Source organism: Methylobacillus methanolivorans (assembly GCF_054588515.1).
Genome location: NZ_BAAILT010000002.1, coordinates 955,345 through 971,978 on the forward strand (window position 1 = coordinate 955,345; position 16,634 = coordinate 971,978).

Annotated in this window: 17 protein-coding genes; 1 reads left to right on the forward strand and 16 read right to left on the reverse strand. The window is 51.0% G+C overall.

Annotated features, from left to right (window positions below):
- Positions 1-151: 151 nt before the first annotated feature.
- The 10 genes from pqqE to gyrA form a co-directional block, all read right to left on the reverse strand.
- The gene (pqqE, locus tag LG202_RS05770; protein ID WP_230347447.1) at positions 152-1,345 is read right to left on the reverse strand and encodes a pyrroloquinoline quinone biosynthesis protein PqqE; all 1,194 of its coding nucleotides are present in this window, start codon (positions 1,343-1,345) and stop codon (positions 152-154) included.
- A gap of 53 nt (positions 1,346-1,398) precedes the next feature.
- Complete coding sequence (gene pqqD / locus LG202_RS05775) at positions 1,399-1,722, reverse strand: pyrroloquinoline quinone biosynthesis peptide chaperone PqqD (protein WP_230347448.1); 324 nt, start codon at positions 1,720-1,722, stop codon at positions 1,399-1,401.
- Complete coding sequence (pqqC, locus tag LG202_RS05780; RefSeq protein WP_230347449.1) at positions 1,694-2,446, reverse strand: pyrroloquinoline-quinone synthase PqqC; 753 nt, start codon at positions 2,444-2,446, stop codon at positions 1,694-1,696. The genes pqqD and pqqC overlap by 29 nt, the downstream gene beginning before the upstream one ends.
- Positions 2,447-2,455: 9 nt before the next feature.
- On the reverse strand, positions 2,456-3,373 hold the full coding sequence (pqqB, locus tag LG202_RS05785; RefSeq protein ID WP_230347450.1) for a pyrroloquinoline quinone biosynthesis protein PqqB: 918 nt from the start codon (positions 3,371-3,373) through the stop codon (positions 2,456-2,458).
- Positions 3,374-3,442: 69 nt separating this feature from the next.
- On the reverse strand, positions 3,443-3,514 hold the full coding sequence (gene pqqA / locus LG202_RS05790; RefSeq protein WP_081774944.1) for a pyrroloquinoline quinone precursor peptide PqqA: 72 nt from the start codon (positions 3,512-3,514) through the stop codon (positions 3,443-3,445).
- Between the two features lie 224 nt (positions 3,515-3,738).
- A complete protein-coding gene (gene hisC, locus LG202_RS05795; RefSeq protein ID WP_230347451.1) occupies positions 3,739-4,848 on the reverse strand; it encodes a histidinol-phosphate transaminase in 1,110 nt (369 codons plus the stop codon).
- A gap of 44 nt (positions 4,849-4,892) precedes the next feature.
- Positions 4,893-6,044, reverse strand: a complete 1,152-nt coding sequence (locus LG202_RS05800) for a diguanylate cyclase domain-containing protein (protein ID WP_230347452.1) — start codon at positions 6,042-6,044, stop codon at positions 4,893-4,895.
- A 139-nt stretch (positions 6,045-6,183) separates the two neighbouring features.
- Positions 6,184-7,251 (reverse strand): prephenate dehydratase, encoded by a 1,068-nt coding sequence (pheA, locus tag LG202_RS05805; protein WP_230347453.1) that lies wholly within the window; start codon positions 7,249-7,251, stop codon positions 6,184-6,186.
- A 10-nt stretch (positions 7,252-7,261) separates the two neighbouring features.
- Entirely contained in the window at positions 7,262-8,344 is a 1,083-nt protein-coding gene (gene serC / locus LG202_RS05810; RefSeq protein WP_230347454.1) for a 3-phosphoserine/phosphohydroxythreonine transaminase, read from the reverse strand.
- Positions 8,345-8,361: 17 nt separating this feature from the next.
- The gene (gene gyrA / locus LG202_RS05815) at positions 8,362-10,926 is read right to left on the reverse strand and encodes a DNA gyrase subunit A (RefSeq protein ID WP_230347455.1); all 2,565 of its coding nucleotides are present in this window, start codon (positions 10,924-10,926) and stop codon (positions 8,362-8,364) included.
- Positions 10,927-11,168: 242 nt separating this feature from the next.
- Here gyrA and LG202_RS05820 point away from each other — a divergent pair, with 242 nt between their 5' ends.
- Positions 11,169-11,771, forward strand: a complete 603-nt coding sequence (locus LG202_RS05820) for a peroxiredoxin (protein ID WP_230347456.1) — start codon at positions 11,169-11,171, stop codon at positions 11,769-11,771.
- Positions 11,772-11,839: 68 nt separating this feature from the next.
- Here LG202_RS05820 and LG202_RS05825 read toward each other — a convergent pair whose 3' ends face one another.
- From LG202_RS05825 to LG202_RS05850, 6 genes are all read right to left on the reverse strand, one after another.
- Positions 11,840-12,061, reverse strand: a complete 222-nt coding sequence (locus LG202_RS05825; RefSeq protein WP_230347457.1) for a hypothetical protein — start codon at positions 12,059-12,061, stop codon at positions 11,840-11,842.
- A 34-nt stretch (positions 12,062-12,095) separates the two neighbouring features.
- The gene (locus tag LG202_RS05830) at positions 12,096-12,386 is read right to left on the reverse strand and encodes a sll1863 family stress response protein (protein ID WP_230347458.1); all 291 of its coding nucleotides are present in this window, start codon (positions 12,384-12,386) and stop codon (positions 12,096-12,098) included.
- A gap of 74 nt (positions 12,387-12,460) precedes the next feature.
- A complete protein-coding gene (locus LG202_RS05835; RefSeq protein WP_230347459.1) occupies positions 12,461-13,639 on the reverse strand; it encodes an O-succinylhomoserine sulfhydrylase in 1,179 nt (392 codons plus the stop codon).
- Positions 13,640-13,840: 201 nt separating this feature from the next.
- Positions 13,841-15,376 carry an amidophosphoribosyltransferase gene (gene purF, locus LG202_RS05840; protein WP_230347460.1) on the reverse strand — a complete coding sequence of 512 codons (1,536 nt, stop codon included), beginning with the start codon at positions 15,374-15,376 and terminating at the stop codon, positions 13,841-13,843.
- A gap of 58 nt (positions 15,377-15,434) precedes the next feature.
- Positions 15,435-15,926, reverse strand: a complete 492-nt coding sequence (locus tag LG202_RS05845; protein WP_230347461.1) for a CvpA family protein — start codon at positions 15,924-15,926, stop codon at positions 15,435-15,437.
- Between the two features lie 6 nt (positions 15,927-15,932).
- Entirely contained in the window at positions 15,933-16,625 is a 693-nt protein-coding gene (locus LG202_RS05850) for an SPOR domain-containing protein (protein ID WP_230347462.1), read from the reverse strand.
- Positions 16,626-16,634: the final 9 nt, after the last annotated feature.

The window sequence follows — 16,634 nt, forward strand, 5'->3', positions numbered from 1 at the left end:
ATGAAAATAGCATTACTGGCATATAAGAACTGCCAAACTTGCTTATCTGGGAGGGTTTACAAAGTGTCAGCAACATCCCAACATATTAACTCCCTATTGAAGTAGCCATTGCAGCTTACTTTGATCGGGAGCTATGGGCCTGCAAACCACTTCAGGGTAATGCGTGGAATTCTTCCACCAACTCCTTGTGCTCGCCCTCGATGAGTTTGCGCGAGTTCTTGTCATTACGGAAGAAAATAGGCTGCGCTTGCAAGTAAGGCTTTTGCGCATTGGCAATGGCTTCATCGATGAAGTGACGGTGCGGTGACTTGGTGCAGACCGGGTCGGCAGCCTCGGCGTCGCCCGACAGCAGGAAGGCCTGACAACGGCATCCGCCCAAGTCCTTCTCTTTCTCTGAGCAACTGCGGCATGGCTCCTTCATCCAGGCATCACCACGGTATTTATTGAAGGCTGGCGACTCTTCCCATACCCACTTGAGACCATTCGCCTTGACATTGGGGAAAGCCATGTTGGGCAGCACACGTGCAGAATGACAAGGCAGCACATCGCCATTGGCAGTGACAATCATGAAGACTTCGCCCCAGCCATTCATGCACTTCTTGGGGCGATCAGAGAAATAATCGGGCACAACGAAATACACTTTCATCTTGTTGCCCACTCGCTTGCGGAATTCGTTGGTCACTGCTTCGGCTTCGTCGATCTGCTCCTTGGTGGGCATGAGCTGGTTACGGTTGACCAATGACCAGCCGTAATACTGGGTATTGGCCAACTCGACAAAATCAGCGCCCAACGCCTCGGCCATTTCGAGGATTTCCTTGACGTGCTTGATGTTGTAGCGATGAATCACGACATTGAGCACCATGGGATAGCCATGATCCTTGATCATCGCCGCGACCTTCTTTTTCAGCTCGAAGGTACGAGTGTTGGTGATGAAGTTATTGATCTCTTCAGTGATGTCATGCATGGAGAGCTGGATGTGGTCCAGCCCACCCGCCTTGAAGGCACTGATGCGCTTTTCCGTCAGGCCAACGCCCGAGGTGATGAGGTTGCTGTAATAGCCCAAGCGACCTGCCTCAGCGACGATTTCCTCGATATCGTCACGCAACAAAGGCTCTCCACCGGAAATACCGAGTTGCAAGGCCCCCAGCTTGCGCGCATCGCGCAAGACTTGTATCCACTGCTCGGTAGTGAGCTCGTTCTTGGTGTGCTTGTCGTAATCGGTGGGGTTGTAGCAAAAAGCGCAATGCAGAGGGCAGCGATACGTCACCTCCGCCAGCAGCCACAAAGGCTGGGTGTTGGTCTTGGAAGCGGCTACGCCGTTATTTTGTTGTACTGTTGTACTCATTATTTGCTCCTCCGCGTAATGCGCCTGCCACAGGCCACTTGATTACGCATGCATCATGCACGCTTTTCCAGCCATGCTTTTTCTACAGCCAGGTTTAGCATGGCGATCACATCGGCCTCAATACCGCCAACGTCAGGAAAACTGGATTGTACGTCGGCCACGATATCAGCGACGCGACGCTGCCCATCGACGCGCTTAATCACTTCGCCCGCTCCGCCATTGAGCTTGATCATGCCTTCAGGAAACAACAGCACATAGCAACCCTGTGCCTCTTCCCATTGAAAACGGTAATGGCGGGCAATCGCGTAAACGTCATCAATAGCAACACCAGGATTAGCTTGGTTAGCGTTATCTTGGCTGTCTGAGATAGTCGACATTGTTTTCAACCTTTATATCTGTAGAAGCCAACATGATGGCGTCGGCAATCACCCAAAGTACATCCAGCTTGAATTGCAGGATATCCAATGCTTTTTCCTGTAATTCCCGTGTCTGACTAAAGTAATCCAGCGTCACAGCCAGGCCCTGCTCAACATCACGACGCGCTTCGGTCAGGCGCTTCTTGAAATAGATCAGGCCTTCTTCCTTCACCCATGGATACATGCTGGGCCAGGAGCTTATGCGCTGCTGGTGGATATGCGGCGCAAACAGTTCGGTCAAGGACGAACAAACGGCCTCCTGCCATGGGCGTTGCTTGGCAAAATTCACATAGGCATCAACGGCAAAGCGCACGCCAGGTGTCACAAACTTGAGGGAAGTCACATCTTCACGACTAAGGCCAACGGCTTGGCCAAGCTGTATCCACGCCTCAATACCACCAACATTATTGGCATCGCCATCATGGTCGATAATGCGCTGTATCCAGCCTTTACGGATTTCCTTGTCCGGGCAATTGGACATGATGGCCGCATCTTTTTGCGGAATGCTGATCTGGTAATAAAAACGGTTGGCCACCCAGCATTGCAATTGCTCACGGTTGAGCTTGCCTTCATACATCATCACGTGAAAGGGATGATAGATATGGTAGCCCCTGCCCTTATCGCGCAGTTGTTGCTCGAACTCTTCACGAGTCCAGGGAGTATGTCCAATCACAGGTGCATTCATGCTTAACTCCTAGAGAATGATGTCCATGCCGTCATAGGCGACCTCGATACCATGGCTATTTAATTCTGCCCGCTCGGCAGAATCTTCGCGCAGTATGGGGTTGGTGTTATTGATATGAATCAGCACACGGCGTGCCTGGGGATAGCCATCCAGCACCTCCATCATGCCACCAGGGCCTGATTGCGGGTTATGGCCGATGTCGCGCGCCTTCTTGGTCATGAGGCCCATGTCGATCATCTCGGTATTGGTCCAGAACGTGCCATCCACCATGATGCAATCTGCCTGCTGCATAAGCGCAGGTAGATGTGGCTCAATCTCGCCCAGGCCAGGAGCATAAAATGCCTTCTTGCCATTATTGGTGTCCTCAATCAGCACACCAATGGTATCGCCGGGATGGGGATCATTGCGATGCGGGGAATATGGTGGTGCAGCACTCTTGAGGGCAACCGCGGTAAACCGCAAACCAGGGGCACCTTCAACAGTGAAGCTATTGTTGCCGTCAATAGGTACATCATGGCGATTTACGCCACAGTAATGGCCGAGGATATTGAGCAATGGATTACCGCTCGTGAGATCCTGGTACACCATATCGGTACAGTAAATCTCGCGCCTGACTTGGCCTTCGCGCAGCATCAAGAGGCCGGTGGTGTGGTCAATCTGCGCATCGATCAGTACGATGCCAACTATACCGCTATCGCGGATGGCACGCCCTGGTTGCAAAGGAGCGAAATCCTGAATTTGCTGCAGAATATCGGGAGAAGTATTGAACAGCACCCAGTTGATGCCATCGGCGCTGACACAGATAGACGACTGTGTGCGCTTTGTTGCCTTGATTGCCCCTTTACGCAGGCCGTCGCAATTCGGGCAGTTGCAGTTCCATTGTGGAAAACCACCACCTGCTGCCGATCCTAGAACATGAATATGCATATCAGCCCTTACTAAAACTCAATTTACTACTGGCAATCAGCCGGGAAAACTCCCGGCTGTTACCGTCACTTAGCGGTTACAAACGTACATAGTGACTTCAAATCCGAAACGCATTTCAGTAACTTCTGGCTTTGTCCACATGATACTCTCCTTAAATTGAGTTGATTTATATCGCTGCCACCGAGAAAACACTTAGTCACAACGTGGGTACATTGTGCAGTGCAGACGGCAGGCGAAACAGGGCAAAAACACCGAAACTCATCTCATGATTATCATGAGTCAACGCAAAACAGCTGAGCAGAACAAGGGCCAGAAAAGCGTCAGGCCTCTTGCGAGGCCTGATCAATAAAGGTAGAAACAATAAATTAACTGCGTGCTTGCAATATCTGCTCCAGCACTTCGAGGAAACGGGCATTTTCCATATGCAAGCCGATACTGACTCGCAAGTAATCCGGCATCTCATAGGCTGCTACAGGCCGTACAATCACGCCGCTCTTGAGCAACTGCTGATACACATCTCCTGCGTTGCTCACATGAAAACTGACAAAATTACCGTATGAAGGGATATAGCCCAGCCCAAGTTTGGCCAGACCTTGGGTAATTTGCAGCATCCCTGCCTGGTTCAGCGCGTAACTACGCTCAACAAATTCGTCATCCTGTAAAGCAGCCACTGCAGCGGCCTGGGCAACACTGTTGACGTTGAATGGCTGGCGTACACGATTCATCAAATCTGCAATCGCAGGCGAAGTCACACCGAAACCAACGCGCAACCCTGCCAAACCATAGGCCTTGGACAGTGTCCTCGAAATCAGTAAATTGTCGAATTCGTCAAGCCATGACAATGCCTCGGACTTGATATCCGCAGCCAAATATTCGTCATACGCTTCATCAAGCACAACCAGCACATGCTTCGGTACGCTTGCAAGAAAATCCCGCAAGGCCTGTTTACCTATTAATGTGCCAGTGGGATTATTCGGGTTGGCAATGAAGACAATGCGGACCTTATCTGTAATAGCAGCCAGCATGGCATCCAGATCATGTCCGAAATCCTTGGCAGGCACACTAATGCCTGTTGCACCAGTGGCTTGCGTCACAAGCGCATAGACAGCAAAAGCATGCTGCGCATAGACCGCTTCAGTGCCGGGTGTCAGGAATGCACGCGCGGCAAGCTCCAGGATATCGTTGGAGCCATTACCAAATACCAGTTGATCAGGTTGCAGCTTGAATTTGCGGCACACACAGTCGCGTAATGCAAAGCTATTACCATCGGGATAACGGGCAATGTCCTCCAAGGCATGTTGCATTGCTTCATATGCCTTGGGACTTACACCCAAGGGATTTTCATTGGATGCAAGCTTGACGATGGATTCAGGCTTGAGGCCCATTTCCCGGGCAAGCTCGGTAATCGGCTTGCCTGGCTGGTAAGGTGCAATCGCACGGATGTTGGACGGCGCGAGGTCGCACAGCCTAGTCACGATAGGTTTCCTTTATAGATTTAAGTATGAAGATTAATTAAGACTTAAGCTGGCTCACGCCTGCTTTCACGCTTGGCATCATACATGGCATGATCGGCGCGCCTAATCACATCCACGGCTGATACATCGCGGTACGGGAAGACACAAATGCCAATACTGGCAGATAAATCGCGGATCGGTGGCAGGCCATCCAGAATGATAGGCGCAAGGAATTGCCGCTTGAGCTTTTCAGCCAATATTCCCGCAGCCTCCGGGCTGCCGATATCGCGTGCTAGCACAAAGAACTCGTCACCACCAAGCCGGGCCAGAGTATCTGCCTCACGCACGGTATATTTAAGCCGGGTTGCCACTTCCTTTAACACGATGTCGCCGATCAGGTGACCATAGGTATCATTGATGGGTTTGAACTTATCAAGATCAATAAATAAGCCAGCACATAATTGATCATTACGGGCAGAGAAGTTAATGGCCTGCTCTATGCGATCCAGTAACAACTCACGGTTGGGCAAGCCTGTCAGGCGATCATGCAAGGCACGCTCCTGCTGGCGCTGGCGTTCGTTATCCAGGTCTTTCTCCCGCAAGAACAACTCACGGCTCTGCTTTTCTGCCACATAGCTTGCAAAGCCACCAACAATATTGGCCGAAAGCAGAAACACGTCATAGATCAATACTTGCAAGGTCGGCAACGCACTGAATAGCAAGAACATGGCATTGAACACAATCAACAACACGATGCCGACCAAGGTCGAATTAAAAAAGCGCAAGCCAGAGAATGTATACGTCCAGAACACCATGACCACCAAGCCGGTGTAATAGAAGTTGATCGCTGCCACAGGCATATAACTAACTTGGGCCAATAGTCCTATGCCACCGAACAGGGATACAACTGCGAGGAACAGCTGGTTGTATTTCAGGAAGTGCCGATAGAAGGAAAGCCAGAACACGGCAAAAAACAACATCACTGTCATGGTACGGATATACCAGACGTGGACAAAAGCTTCGGGTTTGACGAACAATGGATCGAGCAAACCATAGAGCATGGTCATGACTGCCCCGACGACCAGAGCTAAACGCGAATGCCGACGCAGGCTGGAAATAGCATGCAACTGATATAGCGCCTCCAGGCGCTCATTCTCGAAATTCAGCGTCCATTTGCGTAGCGAAGCAGACCATAACAAGTTCTGGCTAATCGGCATACTTCCCCTTCAACAGCAGATCATATTTAGCTGACAATACTCAGCACATACTCTTCAGTTCACAGTGTCGCAGCATCGTCAACCTCATGGCTACTGCTACGCCAACCCGGCGCCAGACATTGCATCTGGCACAACCGCATCATATTACGGCAACTGGGTAGGAACCAAGCACCTTGAGCAACGAGGCACATTGCTCAAGCTCGTATAATGCCTTGGCAATCCTGGGATCCTGATAATGTCCCTCGATATCGACAAAAAACACATATTCCCAAATGCCGAGCTTGGAAGGACGGGACTCAAACTTGGTCATATCCACGCCATGTTGAGCCAGTGGCGCCAGTAAACTGACGACAGCACCAGGTACATTCTTGGCTGCCAGCAGCAAAGATGTCTTATCCTTGCCGGATGGCTCAACTTCATGCGGAGAAAGGACGAGAAAGCGCGTCACATTCTTAGGATCATCTTCAATATTTTCTGCAAGGATAGTCAGATCAAAAATCTCGGCTGCACGCTTGCTGGCAATTGCAACGGCAAATGGATCCTGCGCTGCCAGCTCTGCTGCCTGAGCATTACTTCCGGTGCTGACACGCTCTACCCCTCCTAGGTTGAGATTCAACCATTCATGGCACTGCCCCAGCGACTGCGCATGGGAATAGACACGCCTGATCTCGCCATGGCCATCCTGACGGCGCAACAGGCAATGATGAACTGGCAAAGTGATCTCGCCACAAATATGCAGGCTGGTCGTGGTCAAGAGATCAAGTGTGCGCCCAACAGCACCCTCGGTAGAGTTTTCCACGGGCACCACAGCATAATCGGCTCCACCAGACTCGACCATGCGAAAGACTTCATCAATCGAGATGCAAGGCTTGGGAGAACTCAAGCCGCCAAATTGCTTATTGGCCGCCTCTTCGCTGAAAGTACCCTGCGGCCCAAGAAAAGCCACGGCAAGCTCGCGTTCCAGCGCCCGGCAGTTCGACATCACACTACGAAAAATGGAGGTAACAGCTTCTGCAGAAAGAGGCCCGGTATTCTTCTCCAGCAGGCGTCGCAACACTTGTGCTTCGCGTTCGGGACGATAGATAGGCCCTTCTCCCTTGAGAGCACCAATTTCACGCGCCAATGCCGCACGCGCATTGATTAGCTTGAGCAATTGCTCGTCAATTGCATCAATCTGGTCACGGCAATTTTTTAAGATATCGCTCATGCAGGCCTCTCTAACCGTGAGTACGCTCGAAATCCTGCATGAAGGCAATCAGCGCCTTCACACCTTCCAAAGGCATAGCGTTGTAAATAGACGCCCGCATGCCACCCAGCAAGCGATGTCCCTTGAGCTGCAATAAGCCTTCAGCTTGTGCCTGCTTAAGAAAATCCGCATCCAAAGCGCTATTTTTCAGCGTGAATGGAATATTCATGCGCGAACGATTTTCCAAAGCGATAGGAGAACTATAAAAATCTGTGCTATCAAGATAGTCATAGAGCAGGCCTGACTTCTTGATATTCAGCTTCTCAATACCCGCTAGACCACCTTGGGCTTTCAGCCACTTGAATACGAGGCCGGCGATATAGATACTATATGTAGGCGGGGTGTTATACATAGATTCATTGTCTGCATGAACCTTGTAATCCAGCATCGTTGGCGTACCGGGGATCGTCTGCCCGATGAGGTCATCACGCACGATGACAATCGTTAAGCCTGCTGGGCCGATATTTTTTTGCGCACCCGCATAGATCAAGCCATATTGGCTCACATCTATAGGGCGTGAAAGAATGTGGGAGGACATATCCACTACCAGAGGAACATCTCCCACTTGCGGGGTCCAGAACATTTCCAAGCCGCCAATGGTTTCATTGGAGGTATAGTGCACAAATGCAGCATCTGGATTCAACTTCCATTGCGACTGCTGCGGCACCTGCCGGTATTGCTGCTCGGCAGCAGAAGCGACCACGTTCACTTCACAGTATTTTGCAGCTTCTTCTATCGCTTTCTGCGCCCAGATACCAGTATCGAGATAATCCGCTGTCTTTTTGCCGCGCAATAGATTCATGGGAATCATGGAAAACTGCGCATGCGCCCCGCCCTGCAAGAACAATACCTTGTAATTGGCGGGGATGCCCATCAGCTCGCGCAAGTCTGCTTCAGCCTCTTGTGCAATGCTAATGAATTCCTTGCCGCGATGGCTCATTTCCATCACTGACATGCCAGAGCCATGCCAATCCAGCATCTCCTCACTGGCTTGTTGCAAGACTTCCTTGGGAAGTACGGCTGGACCTGCAGAAAAATTATAGATTTGCGTCATAAATACCGTACTTGACCTTACTCAGCGATAGTTTCGTTCTCGTTGTCATCATCTGTTTCCACGACCTTTTCCAAGCCGGAGAGCTTCTCGCCCTCACCGAGGTTGATCAAGGTCACGCCCTGGGTCGCACGGCCAAGCTCACGGATTTCCCTGACACGGGTACGGATGAGTACGCCACCCGTGGTAATCAGCATGATCTCGTCGTCGTCACCAACTAAGCGCGCACCGACAACCACACCGTTGCGCTCACTGGTTGCAATCGCTTTCACACCTTGTGTGCCTCGGCCAGAATGACGGAAATCGGCTAGCACAGTACGTTTGCCATAGCCATTTTCAGTCGCCACCAATACGGTCTGCTTATCGTTTTCCGCGATCAGCAGGGAGATCACCTGCTGCTTGGCCTGCAACTTCATGCCTCGCACGCCGCGCGCAGCACGCCCCATCGCTCGTACGTCTTCTTCGTCGAACCAGACTGCCTTGCCGCCGTTAGAAACAAGCACAATATCATTCACGCCGTTGGTAACTTCAGCACCGATCAGGTAATCCCCATCATCAAGGTTCAAAGCAATAATGCCGGAACGACGAGGATTGGAGAATTCGGTCAGTGCCGTTTTCTTTACAGTACCCTTGGCGGTTGCCATAAATACAAAGTGGTTCTCGTCAAACTCCTTGACTGGCAGGATAGCGTTGATCTTTTCGCCCTCATCCAATGGGAACAGGTTGACGATAGGCTTGCCTCGGCTGACACGGCTACCTTGCGGCACTTCATAAACCTTGAGCCAGTAAACACGCCCCCTGCTCGAGAAGCACAAAATGTAATCGTGCGTATTCGCGACGAACATCTTGTCGATAAAATCATCTTCCTTGGTCGCAGCAGCTTGCTTGCCACGACCACCACGACGTTGCGCGCGGTACTCTTCCAGAGGTTGGGACTTCACATAGCCAGTATGCGAGAGCGTCACCACAACATCCTGTGGCGTAATCAGGTCTTCCAAAGAAAGATCTTGCGCATTGTGCACAATCTCACTACGACGCTGGTCGCCAAACTGCTGGAGAATGACAGACAGCTCTTCTACGATAATCTGCGTTACGCGCTCTGACTTGGCAAGGATATCAAGCAAGTCGGCAATAACATCCATTACTTCCTTGTATTCATTGACAATCTTGTCCTGCTCAAGACCAGTCAAGCGTTGCAAACGCATCTGCAGGATTTCTTGCGCCTGCACATCAGACAATCTGTAACCATTCGGCGTCATGCCAAAATCGACAGACAAGCCTTCAGGGCGCGAGGCTTCCATCGCTGCACGCTTGAGCATCTCCTCAACCACTGGCGATTTCCAGGTACGCGCCATCAATTCGCGCTTGGCTTCTGGCGGTGTTGGTGCAGCCTTGATCAAGGCGATCATTTCATCCACATTGGCCAACGCGACAGCCAGGCCCTCCAGCACATGACCACGCTCGCGTGCCTTGCGTAACTCGTATACTGTGCGGCGCGTCACGACTTCGCGGCGATGGCGCAGGAAGGCTTCCAGCATCTGCTTCAGGTTGAGCAGACGCGGTTGACCATCCAGCAATGCCACCATATTCATGCCAAAGGTGTCTTGCAGTTGAGTCTGCTTGTAGAGGTTATTCAGCACCACCTCGGGGACTTCGCCACGCTTGAGCTCGATCACCACGCGCATACCCGATTTATCGGATTCATCGCGCAGATCGGAAATGCCCTCGATCTTCTTTTCGTTGACTAGTTCGGCGATTTTCTCGACGAATGTCTTCTTGTTCACCTGGTACGGCAACTCGTCCACGATCAGTGCCTGGCGGTTGCCCTTCTCGAGGTCTTCGACATGAGTACGTCCGCGCATCACAACACGACCCCGGCCTGTGCGATAACCTTCCTTCACCCCTACCGTGCCATAGATAATGCCCGCAGTTGGGAAATCCGGTGCAGGAATAATCTCAATGAGTTCATCCACCGTGGTTTCAGGGTTCTTGAGCAATGCCAGACAGCCAGCAATAACTTCGTTTAGGTTGTGAGGTGGGATATTGGTCGCCATCCCAACAGCAATGCCGGAACTACCGTTAATCAGCAGATTCGGGATGCGCGCTGGCATGATGAGTGGTTCGTGTTCCGAACCATCGTAGTTCGGACCGAAATCGACGGTTTCCTTATCGATATCAGCAAGTAACTCATGAGCAATCTTTGCCATGCGGATTTCGGTATACCGCATCGCCGCTGCATTATCGCCATCCACCGAGCCAAAGTTACCCTGACCGTCGACCAGCATATAGCGCAAAGAAAAGTTCTGCGCCATACGTACGATGGTGTCATATACCGCAGTATCACCGTGAGGGTGGTACTTACCGATCACGTCACCTACGATACGCGCAGATTTCTTGTAAGGCCTGTTCCAATCGTTGCTGAGCTCATGCATCGCAAAGAGAACGCGACGATGTACAGGTTTCAGGCCATCTCGCACATCCGGCAATGCACGCCCCACGATCACGCTCATCGCGTAATCAAGGTAGGAACGACGCATCTCGTCTTCGAGGCTGATAGGGAGGGTTTCTTTGGCGAACTGATCCATTATTTGCTATCGGCTTTAAAGTGGCTTAAAGCCATGGATTCTAGCACGATACGCCCGCCAAAGCATGCCAGGATTTAACCCTTGATCCGATAGGAGATTTCAGCCCCGCGAGATATCAAAGAAACCAGCAGCTACTTGGTATTCAGCTGAATGATTGCAAAAATCTATTAGAGTTTTATCGGGAGTTGCTTTAGGCTATTGAGCTTCGCATACTTCATTCAAACCTAAAAGGAGAAAACACAATGGCCGTTTTAGTTGGCAAACCAGCTCCCGACTTCACCGCTGCTGCAGTATTGGGCGACAATTCCATCAAGGAAGATTTCAATCTCTCCCAGTTCATCAAGGGCAAGCCAGCCGTTATCTTCTTTTACCCACTAGACTTCACTTTCGTCTGCCCTTCCGAGCTGATCGCATTTGATCACCGCCTGGAAGAGTTCAAGTCTCGTGGCGTTGAAGTGATCGGCGTTTCCATTGACTCGCACTTCACTCACCTAGCATGGAAGAACACCCCTGTAGACAAGGGCGGCATTGGCAAGGTTGGTTACCCGCTGGTTGCCGATATCAAGCACGATATCGCCAAGGCATATGACGTTGAGTCTGATGGTGGTGTTGCCTACCGTGGCTCTTTCCTCATCAACAAGGACGGCGTAGTCGTACACCAAGTGGTCAATGACCTACCCCTTGGCCGTGATATCGACGAAATGCTGCGCATGGTAGATGCACTCCAGTTCTTTGAAGCCCACGGCGAAGTTTGCCCAGCAGGCTGGAAGAAAGGCAAGGCTGGCATGAGCGCTTCTCCTGAAGGCGTAGCCAAGTACTTGGCAGAAAACGCTTCCTCACTGTAATCACAGCAGTAACGTCATAAAAAAACGGGACATGATGTCCCGTTTTTTATTTACTAATGGGCAATGCACTATTTCTTGCGTGCGCCCAATGCCACTACCGCAATACCTGCCACAATCGCGATTATCCCTAATACCTCTGGAATCGCCACGTCGTTTTCAACCTCGGCAGTGGCTTTCAATGGCCCAATCTGTGCCACCGTTTCCTCTGTCGTAAAGCTGAACCCTTTGTAAACCAACGCCGCAGCACCCAATACAACCAGCAACACTCCAACGATTATTGATGTTTTCATTGTGGCCTCCTCGCCTGTAGTCAAGCAATATATATTACTCGTTGAACTTCTTCCTAGCCTCTGCAATAGCGTGCTTAATAGCCTCCCACGCCTCGTCGCTACCCTTCTTGAGTTCTTTCCAGGCTTCACCTGCTGAAGATTGAATCTCACCCAGTTTTACCTTGGCATCTTCCCGCTTGTCTTTCAAGGTAGCAATCTGCTCATCATACTTGATACGTAACTCAGCATCCGCCTTGCGCACCTTGGCCTCAAGCACATCAATATCAGCGCTCCATTCATCCAGTTGCGCTTTCAGCTTCTCAACGTATTCATCTTTCAAGCTCATATTGTTCTCCTTATTTGATCAATCAGGTTATATCCTAGCATTAGGACATGCTAACGCTGCAATAGTGCCCCACTTTAATCCTGCGTACCAAGCCAGGCAAGGTCAGCCTTGAGATCATCGATATGCTCCAGCCCTACTGCAATACGCACCAAGCCGTCGCCTACCCCAGCAGCGGCCCTGGCTTCAGGGCTAACACGACTATGCGTTGTCGTAGCCGGATGCGTAATCGTGCTTTTTGCATCACCGAGGTTAGCCGTAATCGAGATCATCTTGGTTGCATCAATCAAATGCCAAGCAGCAGGCTGCCCACCCTTAACGTCAAAAGACACAATGGCACCACCACTCTTCTGTTGCTTCTGTGCCAGCGCATATTGCGGATGAGAGGGCAATCCCGGGTAATACACGCGTTCGACACGGGGCTGCTGCTCCAACCATTGAGCCAGCGCCAACGCATTACGCGCATGCGCTTCCATGCGCACATGCAAAGTCTCCAAGCCCTTGAGGAACACCCAGGCATTGAATGCGCTCATGGTAGGGCCTGCAGTACGCAGAAAGCCATAGACTGGCTCCAGTACATCCTTGCGCCCTAACACTGCACCACCCAGGCAACGTCCCTGCCCATCGATGTATTTGGTCGCGGAATGCACCACGATATCGGCACCTAGCGCCAGGGGCTTTTGCAATGCCGGCGTGCAGAAACAATTATCCACGGCAAGCAGGGCTCCCGCCTGATGAGCAATCTCAGCCACTGCCGCAATATCGCAGATTTCGGTCAACGGGTTAGAAGGGGTTTCCAGGAAAAACAACTTGGTATTGGGCTTGACTGCAGCCTTCCAGGCCTCCGGGTCTGAGAGCTGAACAAACGTAGTTTCCAGCCCCCAGCGCTTGAGAATATTGCTAAACAACTGTACTGAGGTGCCGAAGATGCTGCGCGAAGCAACTACATGATCGCCAGCAGAACACACGCCCATAACGCACGCAAGAATGGCAGACATACCCGATGAAGTGGCAACACAAAACTCTGCACCTTCCAACGCGGCAAGCTTGTTCTGAAACATGGTGACCGTCGGGTTGGTGAAACGCGAATAGATATTTCCCGGCTCTTGACCGCCAAAGCGCGCTGCCGCTTGAGCGGCACTCGCAAAAACAAAACTGGAGGTCAGGAACATGGCCTCGGAATTTTCACCAAATGGCGTATGCTCGCTACCTGCACGTACGCTCAATGTCTCTGCATGCCATTCATGCTGACTCATAACTTCTATACCTTCCCACCCACGTTGGGCTCAATAACAAAAAGGACGGGCATAAAAAAACCCGCTGTAGCGCCTTGGCTAAAACGGGTTTTCAATGTCAACTCGCTTTAGCAGTATTTATATTGCGCCCGCAAGCTGAGTGCTACTACTCCTCAAATCGGCGCATGGATTGATATTAGTCCTGCCAGAGAATGACGTCAACTATACCAACTCCTCCTCTTCAGCTCCAACAAGGTTTAAATCAAGTTGGGTTGTCGAATTGGCAGGACGCTTTTTCGCAGCATCATCACCTCGCACGGTTTCTGCGCGTGCCAGATAAGCTTCATCAATATCACCGGTAATATACTTGCCATCAAAACAAGAACAATCAAACACCTTGATATCCGGATTACTTTTTTGCACTGCAGCGATCAAGGCATCCAGGTCTTGGTAGATCAAGGCATCAGCACCGATCTCGGCACAGATTTCCTCATCGGTACGATCGGTAGCCAGCAACTCGTTGCGCGATGGCATATCGATGCCATAGACATTGGGGTAGCGCACTGGAGGTGCCGCGGAAGCAAAAAACACCTTGTTGGCACCGGCATCGCGCGCCATCTGCACGATCTGCTGGGAAGTGGTGCCACGTACAATCGAATCGTCTACCAACAATACGTTCTTGCCCTGAAACTCCATTCCGATCGGGTTGAGCTTCTGGCGCACCGACTTCTTGCGCAGCGCCTGACCTGGCATGATGAAAGTACGACCAATGTAGCGATTCTTGATGAACCCTTCGCGATAGGTCAGGTTAAGCTTGTTTGCCAGTTCCAACGCACTTGGGCGGCTGGTATCCGGGATCGGAATCACCACATCAATCTTGAGATGCTTCCATTCCTGTGCAATCTTGTCTGCAAGGCTTTCACCCATATGCAACCGGGTCTGGTAGACAGAGACATTGTCGATAACGGAGTCGGGGCGAGCCAGATAAACATACTCAAAAATACAAGGAGATAGCTGAGGTGCCTCAGCGCATTGACGTGAGAAGAAATTACCATCTAGATCGATGAAAATAGCTTCGCCTGGCTCGACATCCCGCACTAGGGTAAAACCCAATACATCCAGCGCCACGCTTTCTGAAGCCACAATATACTCGGTGCCCTGATCGGATTCATTCTTGCCGATCACCAAGGGACGAATACCATGCGGATCGCGGAATGCCAACAAACCAAAATTGGCAATCATGGCCACGACAGCATAAGCCCCACGGCAACGCTTGTGAACACCAGCAACCGCCTCAAAAATCATATCGGTATTGAGGACAGCGTTATGCGAGGAAGTCTCGATCTCATGAGCAAGCACATTCAACAGCACTTCCGAATCGGAACTGGTATTGATATGACGCAAATCCTGCCTGAACATCTCTTGCTTGAGCTGTGCGGAATTGGTCAGGTTGCCGTTATGCCCCAGCACAATGCCAAATGGGGAGTTTACGTAGAAAGGCTGAGCTTCGGCTGCAGACGATGAACCTGCAGTCGGGTATCGCACGTGAGCAATCCCTGCGTTACCGATCAGACTACGCATATGCCTAGTCCGGAATACATCTTGGACCAAGCCATTATTTTTATGCATGAAGAAGGTATTGCCATCACAGGTAACAATCCCCGCCGCATCCTGACCTCGATGCTGCAAGACCAGCAGCCCATCGTAAAGCAGCTGGTTAACTGGGTTTTTACCGACTACACCGATAATTCCACACATGAGCTATATGCCTTAAAAACGAAAATCTGGAGCAACTAGACAAGCCATTGGGCTCAATCTAGTCGTATTTAATATGTTTTGCAATATCCTGCGGAAACCAGGGCAACATGCTCGCCACCATTGCCTCCAACGGCGCACTAAACATGGCATTCCGCCAACGCGGATCTTGCGGTAACGATGTCAAACCGCCTAACAACACCAAGGTCAGTACAATCACCAATCCCTTGGCAAATCCAAAAAGACCACCCAGCCCACGATCCAACGCACTCAAGCCTATGGTCTTGAATATCTGCGCGATCGCAATAGCAAGTAGGCTACATACCAATAATGTGGTCAAAAATAAAATTAAAAAGGCGGCAAGGAATTTTAATTCCTCAGCCGGAATGGAATCGGGCAACATTGCCGACACTTCTACCGTATAAAGCTTTGCCACCACGAAGGCAATCACCCAGCCTGCCAATGCCAACACCTCGCGTACAAACCCTCGCATCATGCTGAGCAGGACAGAAAGCCCAATAATCACAAGTATTGCGTAATCAAAGCCCGTCATTGATTGCTATTTATTACTGATGACCATCCCGGACAAGCCGGCTGCCTTCACCTTGTTCAATGCCTGCTCTGCCGCCTCGCGGCTAGCAAAAGGGCCAATGCGCAAACGGGTTTTGTCGCCGCTGGCGGTAGGAATCATTTCGGTATGCGATTTCAAGCCCTGACCAGATAGCTTGTCCTGCAAGTTCTTGACGTTGATCGGATCGGAGAAGACTCCAATCTGCACCAAGAAGCTACCCGCATTAACTAGCTTGGTTTCCACCGGCTTTTGTTTTTGTGGTTCAGGCTTGGTGGGCTCCACTTTGGTGGCAAGCTGCTTAGCCTCTGGCTTAGCAACTTCCTTCTTGACTGATGGCTCTGGCAATGCAGGTTTGACAGACTCCTGCTTGGAAGCTGGCTGTACAGGGGCCGCCTCGAAATCGGGCTCATTATCCGATGGTTCTGGTGCCGACAATACTGGTTCAGAAATGATTTCCTCAACCGGTTCGCCTTGTGGGGCTACTTTGGAACTAAATTCAGGGCCATCTTGGCTAGGAATATTAATGGCGATTTCCTGCGGAGGCACTTTGCTACTACGATCATCCAAGACCATAGGCAAGATGGTAACCATCAACAATACCAGTGCAACCGCACCTACCAGGCGCCTACGCGCACGTTTCTTGAACTGAAGTTCCTGATCACTCGACTGGTCAGATGCCATCAAAAATCC

Excerpts from the sequence above, each read along its gene's own strand:
- gyrA (WP_230347455.1), bottom strand. The coding sequence starts at position 10,926 with ATGGATCAGTTCGCCAAAGAAACCCTCCCTATCAGCCTCGAAGACGAG.
- LG202_RS05800 (WP_230347452.1), bottom strand. The coding sequence starts at position 6,044 with ATGCCGATTAGCCAGAACTTGTTATGGTCTGCTTCGCTACGCAAATGG.
- LG202_RS05845 (WP_230347461.1), bottom strand. The coding sequence starts at position 15,926 with ATGACGGGCTTTGATTACGCAATACTTGTGATTATTGGGCTTTCTGTC.
- pqqD (WP_230347448.1), bottom strand. The coding sequence starts at position 1,722 with ATGTCGACTATCTCAGACAGCCAAGATAACGCTAACCAAGCTAATCCT.
- pqqC (WP_230347449.1), bottom strand. The coding sequence starts at position 2,446 with ATGAATGCACCTGTGATTGGACATACTCCCTGGACTCGTGAAGAGTTC.
- LG202_RS05825 (WP_230347457.1), bottom strand. The coding sequence starts at position 12,061 with ATGAAAACATCAATAATCGTTGGAGTGTTGCTGGTTGTATTGGGTGCT.
- LG202_RS05835 (WP_230347459.1), bottom strand. The coding sequence starts at position 13,639 with ATGAGTCAGCATGAATGGCATGCAGAGACATTGAGCGTACGTGCAGGT.
- purF (WP_230347460.1), bottom strand. The coding sequence starts at position 15,376 with ATGTGTGGAATTATCGGTGTAGTCGGTAAAAACCCAGTTAACCAGCTG.
- LG202_RS05830 (WP_230347458.1), bottom strand. The coding sequence starts at position 12,386 with ATGAGCTTGAAAGATGAATACGTTGAGAAGCTGAAAGCGCAACTGGAT.
- serC (WP_230347454.1), bottom strand. The coding sequence starts at position 8,344 with ATGACGCAAATCTATAATTTTTCTGCAGGTCCAGCCGTACTTCCCAAG.
- pheA (WP_230347453.1), bottom strand. The coding sequence starts at position 7,251 with ATGAGCGATATCTTAAAAAATTGCCGTGACCAGATTGATGCAATTGAC.
- pqqE (WP_230347447.1), bottom strand. The coding sequence starts at position 1,345 with ATGAGTACAACAGTACAACAAAATAACGGCGTAGCCGCTTCCAAGACC.
- LG202_RS05820 (WP_230347456.1), top strand. The coding sequence starts at position 11,169 with ATGGCCGTTTTAGTTGGCAAACCAGCTCCCGACTTCACCGCTGCTGCA.
- pqqB (WP_230347450.1), bottom strand. The coding sequence starts at position 3,373 with ATGCATATTCATGTTCTAGGATCGGCAGCAGGTGGTGGTTTTCCACAA.
- LG202_RS05850 (WP_230347462.1), bottom strand. The coding sequence starts at position 16,625 with ATGGCATCTGACCAGTCGAGTGATCAGGAACTTCAGTTCAAGAAACGT.